The organism is Thalassovita autumnalis, assembly GCF_001458255.1.
GTDB lineage: Bacteria > Pseudomonadota > Alphaproteobacteria > Rhodobacterales > Rhodobacteraceae > Thalassobius > Thalassobius autumnalis.
Map to the genome: position 1 here is coordinate 48,521 of NZ_CYSB01000024.1, position 14,237 is coordinate 62,757.

Consider the following 14,237-nt stretch of genomic DNA (forward strand, 5'->3'; position numbering starts at 1 on the left):
GGACACGACGATGCCGACGCCTGAACCTATCCTTCGTTTCTCTGACACACAGTTGGACGTGGCGCGCGACACCCTTATGCGATCCTACGGCAAGGCTGCGTTCTTTCGCGGTGCCGACGTTGGATTGCGCGCTGAAGGCAGCACCGGGGCAGGGGAAGTTGTGGCCCGGCTGTTTGTTGAGACGGGGCAAGCTGGCTGTGATTTTGACCGGGCGGACCTCCCGTCTGAGGTTGCAGGTGTCCCGGTTGAAGTGATCACCGCTGCCCCCGTTTCAGCATGCGAAACCCGCCGGCCTGAGGTTCCCAGTGGTCAGCCCGTGCCCCAGGTGATGGGGGGCGCGTCGCTGGGTCGGTTGAGCGGGGCCACGGGAACCGCAGGATTGCTGGTTGTCGATCGCCAAAGTCGTCAGATCGGGGTGCTGTCATCCTGGCAGGTGTTAGCCGGTGCAACCGGTCGCTTTGGTGACGTGATCCTGCATCCCGGCCTTGCCGATACCGATATCAGCCGCGCCGATCAGGTGGCGAGCCTGGAGCGATGGACGCGTGGCACAGATGGCGATGCAGCGTTTGCCGCGCTTTTGCCGGGGCAAAGCTGGTTGCCGCTGCAATTTGGCAGTTTCCAACCGGTCAGCTCTGTGCGGACCGCCCGTCTGGGGGAGCGTGTCTATCGTGCCGGGCGCGGCACGACCCAGGCGCAGGCGATTGTGGAGGGTGCAGGGATCTACCGCGTCGCCTATGAGGTGGCCCCGGAACAGGTGGAGATGCGCGATGTTCGGGCTGTGCGGCTCCGCCCGCTTGATCGCGATGCCGCTGCCGGCGCGGGCCACCAAGGTGCGCTTTGGGCTGCGGGGCCAGAGCAGGCGGGCATCGGGGTGCAGTTTGCCATGGATGACGCCGGCCAAACTGGTGCGGGCGCAGTGGTGCTGGTCAGCCCGATGACGCATGTGCTGGACTGTCTGGACCTTGAGGTGGCGTGCTTTGAGCCTTGGCTTTCCAGCGCTGCACCACAGGAGGCGTCAATTACTCCCTCGCGTTGGGGCAGTGTGGAGGCCTTCCTGACCGAATATGCCGGCCGGGCGGAAGCGCCCAGCCCCTGCACGGGACCACAAGCCTTCGCCACGGCTGGGGGCTTTGGTGACCAGTTGCCTGACCTAGCGCAGGAGGATGACATGCAGCAGTTGCTGCCTATTTGGGTGGAACTGCGTGCCGCCCTTCAGGACCGGGGTTTTGGTGATGGCGCGCTGCGCATTTCGGACCCGATTGAAGCCTTGCAGGTAACGGCCCAGTGCGGCCATGACGCAGTGGCTGAAACCATCCGTCGCCTGCCCGTCCTACCAATGGTGGAGGGCGATCAGCTAAGGGGCGCCAAGACCTTTGTTGAGGTCTGTCGACTGCTCCGTGCTCAGACGCCCGCCACGTCAGGGCCTTTCGGGAAATAAAGGCTGAACTGTGTGCCAGTCCCACCTTCCATTGAGGTGAGGGTCAGCTGCATCCCATTGCGCCGGGCCAGTGCCGCGGCGATGGACAGTCCCAATCCGGTGCCGTCTTCTGCTGAGGTCTCCGCACCGCGATAGAACCGTTCAAACACTTTTTCTTGTGCTTCAACCGGGATGCCGGGGCCGTTGTCTGATACTGTGATCCGCTCCGCAGTCAGGGCCACACGGATGTCAGAACCGCCATATTTCACGGCGTTTTCGATGAGGTTGCGCAGGATATCTGCCACATCCTCGGCGCGGCAGATTACCGGGACCGTGTTGTCGGCGGAAAGGGTGATGTGCCGACCGCGCGCTTCGGCCAACGGGTAGAGGTCTGCAACGGTGCGGCGCAGCACAACATCCACATCGCAGCGGCTAAGGTCAGGCGCCCCGCCAAGTTGCGGCTGCTCCGCCCGAGCCTGATCCAACAGGCGGTTGGCCAGGTTTGCGGCCCGGTCCACACCGGTCAGGATGTTCTCAAACCGGCGCTTGCTGTTCGGATCCAACTGGGTTGCGTCAATCGCTTGGCACTGTGCTTTGATGGCGGTGAGCGGCGTACGCAGCTCATGCGCGGCATCATCGACAAATTGACGTTCGCGCGACAGGAAGGCCTCAATGCTTTGAAACAGGTTGTTGAGCGAGGTCAGGATCGGCCGCAGCTCATCCGGGGCTTCGGCATCTTCCAGCGGTTGCAGCTGCGTGGGCGCGCGTTGGCGCAGATCGCGTGACAGCCGGGTGAGCGGGCGCAGGCCTGAGCGTACCACGACCAAAGGCGCAATGACCGATGCGGCAAAAACAAACCCAAGCGGCAGGATCGCGGCCAGAGCAATCGCGCCGAGCAGATCATCGGCACTGTTTTCATGCCGGGCGATCAGGATCCCCCGGCCACCGCTGGTCCAGAAATGGCTGATCTGCCAGCCCGCATCGTCAGTTCCGGCATTGCCTTCAAGCCGCTCCTCTTCGCTAAAGGGGCGGGTGTCCGGGTGGCTGTCAAACAGCACGGTGCCATTGGCATCCGTCACCCGCAAAAGGTAGCCGTCGCGGTAATGATCCGGGTCCCAATCCAGACTGCGCAGGGCGATGCTCTCATTGTCCACGCGGGCAAGGGCGGTGGCCATCAGCTGCGCCTGCGCGTCGAAACTGGCGTTTAGTTCCAGCCGGGCGTTGATCACAATCGCAATGCTGGCGGCGATCCAGATCATCAGAACCAGCGGCATCAATCGCCATTGGATGCGGGAGCGTATGGAAGTGCGCGGCTGGCTGAACGGGCGGCGCAGCGTTGCCCAGAGGCGGGCAGCCGTTGAGTTACTGGTCGATGACATAGCCGATACCCCGAATGGTGCGGATCAGATCTGTGCCGAGGCGGCGGCGGATCTGGGAAATGTAAACCTCTACGGTGTTGCTTTCAGCCCCGTCGTCCCAGCCATAAAGCACCTGAGCCAGATCGTCTTTGGACACCACACGACCACGCCGTTCCAGCAACACCTGCAACACCTGAAACGCCAGCGGTGGCAGGTCGATCAATGTGTTGTCTTTGCGCAGTGTGCGCGCGGCGGGGTCCAAGATGATATCGCCAATTTCCAGTGCAGGTACGGCGCGGCCGTTCGCACGGCGGATCATGGCGCGGGCGCGGGCCATCAGCTCCTGCATGTCGAAGGGTTTCACCATGTAGTCATCCGCCCCCAGATCCAGCCCCTCAATCCGGTTTTCCACCGCTTCCCGCGCGGTCAGAATAATCACCGGGATCTGTTTGCCTTGTGCGTTATGGCCGCCTTGACCGCGCAGCCAGCGCAATAGGGTGATGCCGTCCTGACCGGGCAGTCCCAAATCCAGCAGCACCAGATCAAAGGCCGAACTGGCCAATGCCTCCTCGGCGCTCAGCCCGTCGGCCACCCAATCCACGTGGAAGCCTTCGCGGCGGAGGGTGACCTCAATCGCGTCAGCGATCAGCGCATCGTCTTCGACCAGCAATACACGCATTTAACTTAGCCCCGCTGTTGGCATTGGTGCCCCGGCACATGTCAGCTGTGCCAAGTCTACGTCAGCTGAGGCTTCGGCCACAATCAACAGCTTACCGTCTGTCTTGTAATCGCGAAATTCTCCAGCGGGCTGCAGCGGCTCCAGATGTAGATCAGGCGCGATTGGCAGGGCGGCAATCTGTTGGGCCAGCGTGGCGCGGGCGGCATCCACATCGGGGTCAATGTCGTGCAGCAGCGCAGGGATGTGGCGATAATATTTGATCGCGATCTCTTCATCTCGGCTGATCGCGCCAAGATACAGCGGCTGGCCATCAACCTGTCCGGCCGGCCACCAGCGGATGTGCAGCCGTTCGCTGAGCGTGCCAGGCATCTGAAAGGCAGATTGCGCGGGCTGACCGTTCAGGTAAAGCTCAGACACCGGGGGCGTGCCGGCCAGCAGCAGTTCGATGTAGGTCAGGATCCCGATGGAGTCGCGCGAAAAGGTCATGTTTCGCTGCCAGCCCAATTGCTCCATCAGCGCCTCAGGGGACCGCTCGCCGATCATCGCAATATTCACCGGCTGCGGTAGATGCAACGGGGTCTCCCCCGGGCGCGCCAGCAAGGGCTTCTGGCCAAGCTCGCAAAGCGATTTATGGGTGGCAATGGGCTGTGGCTCAGGCTTCGCATGGGCGTTGCTGGCAAAGAAATAGACCATATTGCTGCTGAGGAATAAGGCCCCCGCCGCCAGTCCGGCCAGACACAGCCGCCGCCCATGCGACCGGTCAGATCGCCAAATGCGCCAGCATAGCAGGGCAAAGGCCATGAGCAGCATCACCGGCACCCAATGCGGCAGGATCCATAGGGCGATCCACGCCCAAACCGCGCCGAAGACCTGACTATAGGTTGCGCCCAGGGCCCCCAGCAGCAGGAACTGACCGGCCCCAAGTGTGATGCCCAGCGCCGCCGCCGCCCCAAAACGTAGGCGGGACAGGCCCAGACTGCCGGCCAAAAACGGGGTGATCCAGGCAACCGGGCCCAGAAGGCGTGAGATCACCACAAACTTGGCGCCATGTGTGCCCAGCATATGCCGTGCCCGCCGCAAGGCGCGCCGGTGTTTTTGCCGCCGCATCACTCGCAGGAGGGCGCGCGGCCCCAGCCGCTGACCCAGAATGAAGCTGGCCATATCCCCCAGCCAGGCGCTGAGCAGCACCAGCGCGATCAGATCCCATTGACCGGTCGCCGCCCCGATCGCCCCCGCCGCGAGGAAGGCAACCTCGCCAAAAACGAAGAAGCCGATGCCGATCTGCGTGTCCAAAAAAGCGATGGTGGCAAGGGCCATATAGGTCCAGGCGCTGGGCAGCTCAGCGAGGGATAGAGAGAGTGTGTCCCACATGGTCCCGCCTCACTTGTAGTGGCCAAAGGCGTAGGGGATTTCGTTTTTGTACATCTCACCGCGGAAGAACCGCCGCAGATTGGCGCGCAAATAGGTCAGGCCGGTGCGCAGGGTGCCATCCTGATCCAGCCGGCGGGGGTCAAAGCCAAACCGTGCACGCAGAATGCCCAAGGTGGTGCGTTTGCCTTCCGCGGCTTTCAGAACGTAATTGCAATCCTCACAAAGGCTTAGGCCTTCATCAAACCCACCAATGCGCTGGTGCACGGCCGGTGTGGAAAACAAGCAGGCACCAATGGCGGTCGGGAAAAAGGGCAGGGTGACGCGGATGCCCAAGTTAAAGATGCCATAGCCCAGCGCCAGCCGTCGCGGCAGACCTGCGGTATCCATGCAAACCACACCAACGTCCAATTGGCGGCGATCCAGTTCGGCTAGGCTTTCTGCCAGGAACGCGGGATCTAGACGTGTGTCCGCATCCAGAAACAGCAGCTTATCCCCCTGCGCGGCTGCGGCCCCGGTGTTGCGGCCCAGGCTGACACCACGGGTCTGCATTTCAATGACACGGTACTGCGCAAAACGCGATGCGGCCGCATGGGACAGGGCAACGGTGTCATCGTCGCTGTTGCTGTCCACATGAATGATCTCAAAATCCTGAAAACTCTGCGCGGCCAGATCATCCAGCAGGCGCGGCAGGCGTTGGGCCTCATTCAAGGTGATGATCACGATGGAAACGGTTGGGGTGCTCATGTTGATTCTCCAGTGTTTGCGCGGTTGTCACGCGCAAAGCTGAAGGCAAACTGAAGAGCCTGAAAAAGACCCGCCAGGCGGCGGGTCTGGGAATGTTATGCGTCGTCGCGATCCAGATCGTCACCGGCTGTCACGCCGCTAATTAACTGATACCTCAGCAGATCCCGGATCTGGTGGGGATCGCGGATCTTGACCTCAGCCTTGCTGCGCAACGCGGCAAGGCGGGCACTGTCCGGCTGCCACAGCGCATCCGCATCTTCTTGCGACAGGAGCTGAAGCTGAATCGGCGCGCCCAGCGGCGCTTGCGCCAGCATCGGCAGATCGTCCGGTATCACAGATCCCAATCGCGGATAGCCGCCCATGGTCTGGCAATCGGCCATCAACACGTAGGGCACCCCGTCGCCGGTCATCTGCACATCCCCCTGGGTGATGAAATCAGACCCTAGTGAGGCCGCTTCATCGGCGGGGAAGGGGGCATCATCGTGGTTCAGTCGCACGCCTTGGCGGTTGGCGGCAGCGTCGCGGGTGAATTGTGTGGCCAGCGCCCGCTGCAGGGTCGCCGTGCTGAACAGGCCGGTTTGTGGTCCGGGCATCATCCGCAGAATGCCGCCCTTGAACCTGTCTGGTTTTGGCAAGCGGCGTGGCGGCTCCTCAGGATCGGGGTCGCCCGTTAGGGGCAGGGTATCGCCCTCGGCCAGCAGCTGGCCAATCCCCAGCCCTGCCTGGGTTGCGACACTGCCCAGCCACTGCGGCTGTGCGATGGTCGCTGCAAAGGTCACGTAGCCATAGACCCCTTCGCTGACGCCGCCGATCTCCAGCCGTTCGCCGGGTTGCAATACGTGGCTTTCATTCCAGCCCAATGGTTCGCCATCCAATGTGGCGCGCATCGGGGCGCCGGTCAGCGCAAAGCGGCTGGGGGCGGTCACGCTGAACGTACCGCCCAATCCGGCCATCTCAATCGCGGGCAGCACCTTGGGGGATTGCAGCAGCGCCGCCGCTTCCATCAGCGCCAGCCGATCCGCCGCGCCACCGGTGGCAATGCCCTGCGCCATATGGCCGGGCCGTCCCAGATCCTGAACCGAAAGTGCAGGTCCTGCGCGGTGAATGATCAGCTCCGCACTCATGACAGCACCTCACAGCGTGCGCCGCCCAGACCCTCGGCATTGTCTTTCAGCAAATCGCGGTAGGCGTCATGGCTGACCTGATGTAGGCGCATCGCATCCCCCTGCCGCAGCAGAAAGGATTCGCTGCGTTCCTGCAAAAACGGGCGAAATCCGGTTTCAGCGATCTGCCGCCAGCCCGTGGTTGAGGCGCTGGTAAACAGCACCATCTGACGAATAGCGGTGGCAATGGCCCCCGCTGGCACCCGTGGTGTCAGGCTGCTTTGGCGTGGCACCTGCCAGCCCTCGGGCAGATAGCCCAGATAGGGTTGGCCCGGTGCAAAACCGATGGCCAAAACCCGCAGCTCGGTTTCCTGAGCTTCGGCGATGATGGTGTCTTCGCTCAGCCCGCTGACCGTCGCGAAATCCGTCAGCTGCGGGCCGAACTGCCCGCCGAAAGCCACGGGAATGTGCCAGCACCGTTTCGGCGCGGGCAGCGGATCATGCAGCCAGTCGCGCCCGTCGAGCAGCGCTGATGTTGCTGCGGTCACCGCTGCCCGATCCGTCCGGGCCGGGTCAAATTGCAGCAAGACTGAGATCAAAGAGGGCACAACATCCGTCAATCCGGGCAGGTTGGCATCCTCAACCACACGCTGAAAGGCAAGGCAGGCGGCCGTGGCCTCGAAAGAGGCCTGTTTGGCGAATCGCACCAGCACACCGTCTTGGCCCAGCGGCAACACTTCGGGGGCTGGCATGCTATGTTGCTGTATCATTCGTGGCGATCCTTGCAGGGACATGGAGGGAACAGGACAAAACAGGGCGAATATAGCTGTTAAAGCAGGGGGGCGTGCAGAAAACTCTTGACCAGATTTTCATTTTACTGACATTTTGTCAACGTAATGCCAAAAAATTACTTCCAACAGTGAAGCCCGACCGTCGGGCTGAGGAGAAACAACCATGTTTAAACTTGCTGCAACCTTCGCGCTGGGTCTGGGCCTGGCCGGTGCCGCAACCGCCGAGACCTGGGACATGCCGACGCCCTATGGCGACAGCACCTTCCACACCGTCAACATCCGTGAGTTCGCGGCCGACGTTGCTGCGGCCACCGATGGCGCGTTGGAGATCACCATCCACTCAGCCGGTTCGCTGTTCCCGCACCCCGAGATCAAAAACGCCGTGCGTTCGCGTCAGGTTCCAATCGGTGAATTCTTCCTGTCGCGCCTGTCGAACGAAGATCTGGCCTATGGTGTAGACAGCCAGCCGTTTGTTGCGACCTCCTATGATGATGCCGCCAAACTGTGGGCCGCACAGAAACCGGTGATCGAAAAGCTGATGGCCAAAGAAGGCCTGAAGCCGCTGTTCTCGGTGCCGTGGCCGGCGCAGGGTCTTTACACCAACGGCGAAGTGAAAACCGTCGATGATCTGGCAGGTCTGCGTTTCCGCGCCTACAACGCCGCACTGGAAGAGTTCGCAACCCTGGCCAAAGCGGCCCCGGTTCAGATCGAAGCCTCAAACATCCCGCAGGCCTTTGCCACCGGTCAGGTTCAGGCGATGATCACCTCGCCCTCCACTGGCGCCAACTCCAAGGCCTGGGACTTTGTCACCCACTACACCCCGATCAACGCATGGGTTCCGAAAAACATCGTGGTTGTGAACACCCGCGTGTTCGACCGCCTGCCGGCTGACGTTCAGGCGGCTGTGATGGAAGCCGCTGCCAAAGCCGAAACCCGCGGTTGGGAAATGTCGGCGGCCGAAGCTGAAACCAAAACCAAAGTTATGGCTGACAACGGCATCACCGTGGTTCAGCCGTCCGATGAGCTGATGAACGGCCTGCTGGCGATCGGCGCAGAGATGGTGAATAACTGGATGAATAACGCCAGCGAAGACGCCATTGAGGTTCTGAACGGCTACCAGGCCAACTGATCCTGACATCAAAGAACGCCCCGATCTTGCGGTCGGGGCGTTTTTGTAAACATGGGGGACAGCCCCCGAGGGAGGAGGCGCCATGCTGCGGCGATTTTTAGACGGGCTTTATCTGACGGCAGGCTGGATTGCCGCGCTGTCGATCCTATTCATCTGCGTGATCGTCACCGCGCAGGTCAGCCTGAACATTCTGGCGCGTATCGGCGGGCCTGATCTCTCATTCACTATTCCGTCTTATGCGGATTTTGCAGGCTTTGCGCTGGCCACTGCCAGCTTCATGGCGCTGTCCTATACCCTGCGTCTGGGCGGCCATATCCGGGTCAACCTGTTGATCCAACGCCTCAGCCAAGGGCCGCGTTGGCTGTTGGAGCTGACGACGCTGGCATTGGGGGCGGCCATGGCGGGCTATGCCACTTATTTCGCCGCCTCCCTCCTGTGGGAAAGCTGGCACTACGGGGATATGTCGACAGGCATCGTTGCGATCCCTCTGTGGATCCCGCAGCTGTCGATGGTTGGGGGGCTGGGCCTCTTGACCGTTGCGCTGGTGGATACCTTTGTTGAGGCGCTGATTGCGCGCAAACCTATCCTGGCGGATGAAGGGTCGGAGTAACAAAATGCCTGAATTGTCTGATCCTATCGTCTTTTCGATCCTTCTGGCCGTTTTGCTGGCGCTGCTGGCTGCGGGTCTTTGGGTGGCCATGTCATTGATCGTGATGGCCTTTGTCGCGATTGCCTTCTTTTCAAACGCACCCGAAGGTCTGGTGCTGGCCACCACGCTTTGGGGGCACAGTCACAGCTGGCCCTTGGCCGCGCTGCCCTTGTTCATCTTGATGGGGGAGATCCTGCTCAGATCCCGCCTGTCTGAGGATATGTTCAGCGGCTTGGCGCCCTGGCTCAGCCGGGTGCCGGGCCGTCTGTTGCATGTCAATATCTTGGGCTGTGCGATCTTTGCTGCGGTCTCCGGCTCCTCTGCCGCGACCGCCGCCACCATCGGCCGGATGTCGGTGCCTGAGTTGAAAGAGCGCGGCTATCCCGACAGCCTGATCCTTGGCACCTTGGCAGGGTCTGCCACGCTGGGGCTGTTGATCCCACCCTCGATCATCCTGATTGTCTATGGGGTGGCCACCGAACAATCCATTGCCCGCTTGTTTGTGGCCGGTGTGCTGCCGGGCGCCATGCTGGTGGGGCTGTTCGCCGCCTATGTCGCGCTGCGCGCGTTTATGAACAAGGATCTGATCCCCGATGAAGGGCCCGCGGTGCCGTTCATGGAAAAGGTCAAAGCCTCACGCCGGCTGATCCCCGTGCTGCTGCTGATCTGCGGTGTGATCGGCACGATCTATTCCGGTGTTGCCTCGCCCACCGATGCGGCGGCGATCGGTGTGGTGCTGTCGCTGATCCTTGCCATGCTGTCTGGTGGTTTTGGCATGGCCCAGTTCAAAGAGGCGCTGCTGTCGGCCACCCGCACCTCGGCGATGATTGCCTTTATCCTCATGGGCGCAGCCTTCCTTGCGATTGCCATGGGCTTCACCGGGATCCCGCGCAATCTGGCCACCTGGATCGGCACCTTCAACCTGTCGCCCTATGCGCTGCTGGCGGTGCTGACCGTTTTCTTCATCATCCTGGGCTGTTTCCTTGATGGCATTTCGGTCGTGGTGCTGACCACATCGATCATCCTGCCGATGGTGGAGGCCGTAGGCATCGATCCCCTGTGGTTCGGCATCTACCTTGTGCTGGTGGTGGAGATGAGCCAGATCACCCCGCCGGTGGGCTTCAACCTCTTCGTGATACAGGGGCTGACGGGATATAACATCCTGAAGGTCGCCAAGGCGGCGCTGCCGTTCTTCTTCCTGCTGTTGCTGGGCGTTTTGCTGATCACGGCCTTCCCGGGCATCGTGACCGTGCTGCCAAACGCGATGGGCAACTAAGCCAGCGATCTCGAGATCTGACGGTGGCCTCCTAGAGGGAGGCCGCCGCCCGACTGGCCTGATCGTAAAGGCCAGACAGCGCCCTGAGCGAGGCCGCGATTTCGCGTAGCTCATCGCCCTCAATGCCCGCACGTGGCAACACCTCCAACAGGCATTGCTCGCGCACTTCCTTATAGCGTTCGCACAGGCTGCGCCCTTCGGCGGAGGTGGTGTAAAACACCTCCTTGCCGCGCTTTTCCGAATCCAGCAGCCCCATCTTCAACAGCTTGCGCAGGGCATAGTTGACGGTATGGGTGTCTTCGAGGTTCAGCAGAAAACAGATATCACTCAGCCGTTTTTCCCGGTCACGGTGGTTGGTGTTGTGCAGCACCAAAACCTCCAGCGGTGACAGTTCCGGCATGCCAGCGGCGGCCATACAGCGCTGCATCCAGCGGTTAAATGCGTTGTGGATGATGATCAGCCCGTATTCCAACTCGGACATTTCCCAGCCATCGCCCTCAGCCAGATGACGGGAGGAGACAATGCGGCGTTTTCCGGCACGTTCGGTCATGGTGAGCTCTTTTACCTTGGGGATACTCTGACATTTTGCAGGTGTTGCCTATGTGCGGCAACCAAATAACACCGTCAAATCACCGAAAAGAAAGTCACCTATTCTCTGATTTACCCTTTTTCCAAGATTTCTTTCGCTTTTGCGCGCTTCACGCAATTTTCACTCGCAATGTTAGCGCTAATATGTTTAATCCGCGTTAGCGCTAGCAGGGCGCGAGTCGTCTTGTATTGCACCTATTCGGACCCCGCATTCCACGAAGGAGACACCCATGACCACGAAACTTGCCATCAACGGGTTTGGCCGCATCGGCCGCTGCGTGTTGCGCGCGTGGATCGAATCCGGGCGTAAGGACATTGAAATCGTTGCGATTAACGATCTGGGTCCGGTGGCCACCAACGCGCACTTGCTGCAGTTTGACAGTGTGCACGGCCATCTGAACGCTGACATTGTGGTGGAAGAAAATGCCCTGGTCGTTAACGGTCACCGCATTCGTGTGACCGCCGAACGTAATCCCGCTGATCTGCCCTGGGGCGATGTCGACATCGCGCTGGAATGCACCGGCATCTTCACCAAGCGGGACAAAGCCGCGGCACATCTGGAAAATGGTTCCAACAAAGTGCTGATCTCGGCCCCGGGTGACGGCGCCGACCGTACGGTGGTGTTTGGTGTGAACCATCAGGACCTGACCGCCGAGGATGTGGTTGTTTCCAACGCCTCCTGCACCACCAACTGCCTGGCCCCGGTTGCCAAGGTTCTGGACGATGCTTTTGGCATTGAGACCGGTTACATGACCACCGTGCATGCCTACACCGGCGATCAGCCGACCCTGGACACCATGCACAAGGACCTCTACCGCGCGCGGGCTGCGGCACTGTCAATGATCCCGACATCCACCGGTGCGGCGCGTGCCGTGTCGCTGGTGCTGCCGCATCTGAAGGGCAAGCTGGATGGTTCGGCCATCCGTGTGCCGACCCCGAATGTCTCGGTAGTTGACCTGACCTTCATGCCGAAGAAAGGGACGACGGTCGAAGAGGTGAACGCCGCGATTGAGGCCGCCGCCTCCGAAGGCCCGCTGAAGGGTGTGCTGGCCCGCAACGACCTGCCCCTGGTTTCCAGTGACTTCAACCACAACCCGCATTCGTCGATCTTCGCCGCGGATCAGACCAAGGTCACCGATGGTGGCATGGTGCGTGTCCTCAGCTGGTATGACAACGAATGGGGTTTCTCGAACCGGATGCTGGACACCGCAGGCGCGATGGCAGCGCTGGGCTAAGTCCATCGAAGAGAACAGGAAAAAGGCCGGGGAACGCCCCGGCCTTTTGCGTTAGATCTTGCTGATTTTAAAGCGGCTGGTCTGCCGGTAGGTCTGTCCCGGTTCCAACAGGATTGACGGATACTCCGGATGGTTCGGCGCATCGGGCCAGTGTTGCGGCTCCAACGCAAGGCCGGCATTGGCGCCGTAAGGGTGGGGATGATGACCGCGCCCGGTGTTGAGACCCGCGCCGTCATAGACCTGCAGCCCCGGCTCATTGGTTGCCACCTCCAGTCGCGCCTTATCCGTTTGCACAGCCGCCGCCAGCGGCATATCCCCCTGGCCTGCAAGGCAGAAGTTGTGGTCGAGCCCATCTGCTTCGGGCCGCAAAACAGGGGCGGCGCTGCGATAATCAAAACCAGTGCCTATCACTGGGGCCGGGGCGCCAAGGGGGATGTTTTCATCATCCAGCGGCAGGTAGCTTTCGGCCATGACCTGCAGTTCTGTCCCGTGCAGGGCAGGGGATGTATCCAGCTTCCAGTAGCTGTGATGGGCCGGGTTGCAATAGGTGGTCTGCTCCGCAGTTGCCTCAATCTCCAACAGCAGGGCGCCGTCCTCTTCCAGACTGTAGCGCGCCTTGAGGGTGATTGGTCCCGGCAGCCCGCCCACACCATCGACCTGGGTGATCATCAAGGTCACGCTGACCTCACTATGTGACAGGATCCGCCAATTGGCCTGCCCAATGCCATCGTCGCCGCCATGCAACGTGGTGATGCCGTTTTCGTTGCGCTCCAACTCCAGTGTCCGATCGCCCAGCGGCGCGCGGCCTTTGGCGATCCGATTGGCCACAGGGCCCACAATCGCCCCAAAATAGCGCATTTCATCAAGGTATGGGGGGAAGTCAGGCGCCCCCAGCACGAGCGCATGGCCGATGCCTTCGACGCGGAAATCCTGCAGGCTGGCGCCCCAGGTCATCACCTTTGCGGTCACACCGGCGCGTTGCAGGGTCACGCGTTCAACCACCTCACCATTGGGGGTGGTGCCAAAGGGATGCCGTGTGCTCATGGTCGGGGCCTTCAATTGTTAACGCTCACATGAACGCCCTGCAGATCGGGTGAGTCAATCCTGAAACAGGTCCAGCCAGCCCAGTGAGGTTTCACTCGTGCCCTCGGGCTTATACTCTGCCCCAAGGGGCGCACTGTATCCAGCCTGATCCAAATGCGCAAAGACGCGGTGATAGTCCAATTCCCCAACATCCGGGCGGCCCCGGGATGGCACGCCCGCGAACTGCACGTGCCCGATCAAAGGCGCATATTGCGCCAAGCCGGCGATCACATCGTCCCCCATGCGGGCCACGTGGTAGCAATCAAACATCAGCTTCAGATTGTCCGCTCCCACCTCTGCGATGATCTCAACCGCTTGGTCGAGCGTGGTCAGGAAGTAGCCCGGCACGTCATGGCTGTTGATCGGCTCAATCAGCAGGGTCAGGCCATGCGCTGCGGCGCGGGTGCAGCCATAGCGCAGATTTTCCACAAATGCTGCCCGCGCCTCTGCCCCGTCGGCCTTGCCTGCCATCACGTGAATATTGGCCGTGTCGGTGGCGACGGCATAACCGATCGCCTGATCAATTGCGGCGCGGGCTGCGGCCCGTCTGTGGGGCAGCGCGGCCAGCCCAAATTCTCCAGCGGTCAGATCACCCGGTGCTGTGTTCAGGCCCAGCATCGGCAGCCCAGTGTCGAGTAGAGTAGCCCGCACTTCCTCGGGATCCACTTCATAGGGAAAGTGGCATTCCACCGCGTCAAATCCGGCCGCATGGGCGGCGCGGATCGCTGCGGGCAGGGGCAGCTCAGCCCAAAGAAATCCCAGGTTTGCAGAAAATTTCGCCATGCTTTCCCTCTGATTTTACTGCCCTTTTTAT

14 protein-coding genes are annotated in these 14,237 nt (G+C 61.3%); 5 read left to right on the forward strand and 9 right to left on the reverse strand.

Going from position 1 to position 14,237, the window contains the following annotated elements:
• Positions 1-10: 10 nt before the first annotated feature.
• Positions 11-1,438 (forward strand): hypothetical protein, encoded by a 1,428-nt coding sequence (locus TL5118_RS05850; protein ID WP_058242981.1) that lies wholly within the window; start codon positions 11-13, stop codon positions 1,436-1,438.
• Here the strand turns inward: TL5118_RS05850 and TL5118_RS05855 are convergent.
• From TL5118_RS05855 to TL5118_RS05880, 6 genes are all read right to left on the reverse strand, one after another.
• Positions 1,402-2,796, reverse strand: a complete 1,395-nt coding sequence (locus TL5118_RS05855; protein WP_082626223.1) for an ATP-binding protein — start codon at positions 2,794-2,796, stop codon at positions 1,402-1,404. The genes TL5118_RS05850 and TL5118_RS05855 overlap by 37 nt on opposite strands.
• Positions 2,780-3,454, reverse strand: a complete 675-nt coding sequence (locus tag TL5118_RS05860) for a response regulator transcription factor (RefSeq protein ID WP_058242979.1) — start codon at positions 3,452-3,454, stop codon at positions 2,780-2,782. Before TL5118_RS05860 ends, TL5118_RS05855 begins: the two co-directional genes overlap by 17 nt.
• A complete protein-coding gene (locus TL5118_RS05865; RefSeq protein ID WP_058242978.1) occupies positions 3,455-4,825 on the reverse strand; it encodes an LssY C-terminal domain-containing protein in 1,371 nt (456 codons plus the stop codon). It lies immediately after the preceding gene.
• 9 nt (positions 4,826-4,834) lie between these two features.
• On the reverse strand, positions 4,835-5,569 hold the full coding sequence (locus TL5118_RS05870) for a glycosyltransferase (protein ID WP_058242977.1): 735 nt from the start codon (positions 5,567-5,569) through the stop codon (positions 4,835-4,837).
• A 95-nt stretch (positions 5,570-5,664) separates the two neighbouring features.
• Positions 5,665-6,693, reverse strand: coding sequence for a 5-oxoprolinase subunit C family protein (locus TL5118_RS05875; RefSeq protein WP_058242976.1), 1,029 nt, complete (start codon positions 6,691-6,693; stop codon positions 5,665-5,667).
• A complete protein-coding gene (locus tag TL5118_RS05880) occupies positions 6,690-7,442 on the reverse strand; it encodes a 5-oxoprolinase subunit B family protein (protein ID WP_165590023.1) in 753 nt (250 codons plus the stop codon). Before TL5118_RS05880 ends, TL5118_RS05875 begins: the two co-directional genes overlap by 4 nt.
• Before the next feature lie 184 nt (positions 7,443-7,626).
• Here TL5118_RS05880 and TL5118_RS05885 point away from each other — a divergent pair, with 184 nt between their 5' ends.
• The 3 genes from TL5118_RS05885 (at position 7,627) to TL5118_RS05895 (ending at position 10,517) form a co-directional block, all read left to right on the forward strand.
• Complete coding sequence (locus TL5118_RS05885) at positions 7,627-8,592, forward strand: TRAP transporter substrate-binding protein (RefSeq protein ID WP_058242974.1); 966 nt, start codon at positions 7,627-7,629, stop codon at positions 8,590-8,592.
• A gap of 82 nt (positions 8,593-8,674) precedes the next feature.
• Positions 8,675-9,202 carry a TRAP transporter small permease gene (locus TL5118_RS05890; RefSeq protein WP_058242973.1) on the forward strand — a complete coding sequence of 176 codons (528 nt, stop codon included), beginning with the start codon at positions 8,675-8,677 and terminating at the stop codon, positions 9,200-9,202.
• A 4-nt stretch (positions 9,203-9,206) separates the two neighbouring features.
• Positions 9,207-10,517, forward strand: a complete 1,311-nt coding sequence (locus TL5118_RS05895; RefSeq protein ID WP_058242972.1) for a TRAP transporter large permease — start codon at positions 9,207-9,209, stop codon at positions 10,515-10,517.
• A gap of 31 nt (positions 10,518-10,548) precedes the next feature.
• Here the strand turns inward: TL5118_RS05895 and TL5118_RS05900 are convergent, their stop codons facing one another.
• Positions 10,549-11,067, reverse strand: a complete 519-nt coding sequence (locus TL5118_RS05900) for a winged helix DNA-binding protein (RefSeq protein ID WP_058242971.1) — start codon at positions 11,065-11,067, stop codon at positions 10,549-10,551.
• Between the two features lie 268 nt (positions 11,068-11,335).
• On the opposite strand from TL5118_RS05900, the gene gap reads away from it, so the two are divergent.
• Entirely contained in the window at positions 11,336-12,340 is a 1,005-nt protein-coding gene (gene gap, locus TL5118_RS05905; RefSeq protein ID WP_058242970.1) for a type I glyceraldehyde-3-phosphate dehydrogenase, read from the forward strand.
• Positions 12,341-12,391: 51 nt separating this feature from the next.
• Here gap and TL5118_RS05910 read toward each other — a convergent pair whose 3' ends face one another.
• Both TL5118_RS05910 and TL5118_RS05915 read right to left on the reverse strand, forming a co-directional pair.
• Positions 12,392-13,384, reverse strand: a complete 993-nt coding sequence (locus TL5118_RS05910; RefSeq protein WP_058242969.1) for an aldose epimerase family protein — start codon at positions 13,382-13,384, stop codon at positions 12,392-12,394.
• Positions 13,385-13,438: 54 nt separating this feature from the next.
• The gene (locus TL5118_RS05915; protein WP_058242968.1) at positions 13,439-14,206 is read right to left on the reverse strand and encodes a hydroxypyruvate isomerase family protein; all 768 of its coding nucleotides are present in this window, start codon (positions 14,204-14,206) and stop codon (positions 13,439-13,441) included.
• Positions 14,207-14,237 lie beyond the last annotated feature (31 nt).